Origin of the sequence: Citrobacter braakii (assembly GCF_002075345.1) — a bacterium.
GTDB lineage: Bacteria > Pseudomonadota > Gammaproteobacteria > Enterobacterales > Enterobacteriaceae > Citrobacter > Citrobacter braakii.
Genome location: NZ_NAEW01000065.1, coordinates 1 through 1,610, shown reverse-complemented (window position 1 = coordinate 1,610; position 1,610 = coordinate 1). Strand labels below are relative to the sequence as shown.

The 1,610-nt window shown below is 45.0% G+C and carries 4 protein-coding genes; 2 read left to right on the top strand and 2 right to left on the bottom strand.

Features of this window, described 5'->3' with window-relative positions:
- Together BZK42_RS28845 and BZK42_RS27775 are read left to right on the top strand one after the other, a co-directional pair.
- Window positions 1-347, top strand: a 347-nt coding sequence (locus BZK42_RS28845; RefSeq protein ID WP_428839389.1) for a gp53-like domain-containing protein, incomplete at its 5' end; no start/stop codon positions are given.
- A 7-nt stretch (window positions 348-354) separates the two neighbouring features.
- A complete protein-coding gene (locus tag BZK42_RS27775; RefSeq protein WP_080861571.1) occupies window positions 355-771 on the top strand; it encodes a tail fiber assembly protein in 417 nt (138 codons plus the stop codon).
- On the opposite strand, the gene BZK42_RS27770 is transcribed toward BZK42_RS27775, so the two are convergent.
- Both BZK42_RS27770 and BZK42_RS28840 read right to left on the bottom strand, forming a co-directional pair.
- Window positions 743-1,219 carry a tail fiber assembly protein gene (locus BZK42_RS27770; RefSeq protein ID WP_080861574.1) on the bottom strand — a complete coding sequence of 159 codons (477 nt, stop codon included), beginning with the start codon at window positions 1,217-1,219 and terminating at the stop codon, window positions 743-745. The genes BZK42_RS27775 and BZK42_RS27770 overlap by 29 nt on opposite strands.
- Window positions 1,216-1,610: gp53-like domain-containing protein (locus BZK42_RS28840; protein ID WP_428839388.1), on the bottom strand; the 395-nt coding region annotated here is incomplete at its 5' end. The genes BZK42_RS28840 and BZK42_RS27770, both read right to left, overlap by 4 nt.

Sequence of the window (1,610 nt, the reverse complement as noted above, 5' to 3'; positions counted from 1 at the left end):
TTCAATTGGGAGAAGCGGCAAAAAGAGATATTGGCACAGGTGCAAATCAGATACCTGATATGAGTTCCTTTGGCAGATCTCTTGAAAACGCCGGATATTTTCTGTTGCCAAGTGGTGTGATTGTGCAGTGGGGACGGGTATCAATCAGCGGTACTACAGGTTCACGCATTACATATCCGATCCCATTTCCAAATAAACGCTTTGTTCTTGCTGCATCACCAGTCGGTAGCGGCTTCACCGTTAATCCGGCGACTCCAGTTTTTACGGAAGGTGACAAAAATGGATGTGATGTGAGTACATGGGGAACCAGCAACTACACCGCTCTGTGGATTGCGATTGGAGGTTAAGATAATTATGTACGCATTTTCTAATGGTAATTTTTACCCGCTTTCAATGCGGGAAGTTTATGAAGCTTCCGATTCATGGCCGATTGAATATATTGAAGTTGGTGAATCTGTATTTACTGAATTCTCTGCATCACCACCTGTGGGAAAAATACGCGGAACAGGCGATAATGGTATGCCGGCATGGGTGGATATTCCGCTACCAACGCAGGAAGAGATTGTTGCTGAGGCTGAATTAAAAAAAGCTAATTTACGCGTATTGGCAGACTCAGAGATTGACTGGCGTCAGGACGCTGTTGATGCAGGAATCGCGACGGAAGAAGAAACCGCCGCTTTGTCCGAATGGAAAAAATACCGGGTCTTGCTGATGCGCGTTGATACAGCAAAACCCGTATGGCCTACACCTCCGGGGGAACAGGCCAGGTGATATCAGGCGCACTGGAGGTGTCCACTGTCTCCAGTGCTTCGAGGTAGTCTAGCCACAAGTTGTACTGAGACAACTCATCGCCTTTCAGCCGACCAATTGCCGCCTTACCGGGCCACTGCTTACCGTTGATGTAGTCGTTAGCCTGACTAATTCGCCTCTGTTTTTCAGCAGTAGCGGTCTGTAAAACGTATATTTTTTCCCTCTCAATGTCCTCGTCTGTCATTATCCATTCGTTGTTGTTTTCATCCCAGGAATGATAATCATCTGGTTTTTGTGATGAGATAACAAAGACTCCATCGCTGAAATAAATACGACATTCGTTATTAACTGCCTCGTAATAATGCTGATATTGCTCATCGTCAATTTCTACTGCATCAGATGGCAGTGAATCGCCATAGTGGATTTCGCTTGCGTAAAATGCTTGTGTGTTAACAGAAAACCTCATCATGCCACCCCTATAACTAACCATCGGATCGAAGTTGAAACGCCACCTGAAACAACAAGCGAACTATTATTAAGATTAAAATTCAGGCTTTTTAATCGTAGAGTTGTTGGGCTTATTATTTCTGCTGAGGCCACTGCCATAAAAGTATCAGTACTATTATTGTAACCAGCAACAGCCTGACCGATACCACCGGGGAGTGAAGTAGGAAGCGTAACATCTGTATAATTAACGGTTGAAGATGTCGTAGGGAGTGTCATTGATGTAGTGACACTGATACCCCACTGGATTATCAGGCTTCGCTTAGTACCATCAATAATTATGGGCAGAGTTGCATACCCGTTAGATCCAAGTCTTCCACTGCCAACCCCTGCTTTTGCTATTTCTCCCAGACCAA

Coding starts and splice junctions, on each gene's coding strand:
- BZK42_RS27770 (WP_080861574.1), bottom strand. CDS start 1,219: ATGATGAGGTTTTCTGTTAACACACAAGCATTTTACGCAAGCGAAATC.
- BZK42_RS27775 (WP_080861571.1), top strand. CDS start 355: ATGTACGCATTTTCTAATGGTAATTTTTACCCGCTTTCAATGCGGGAA.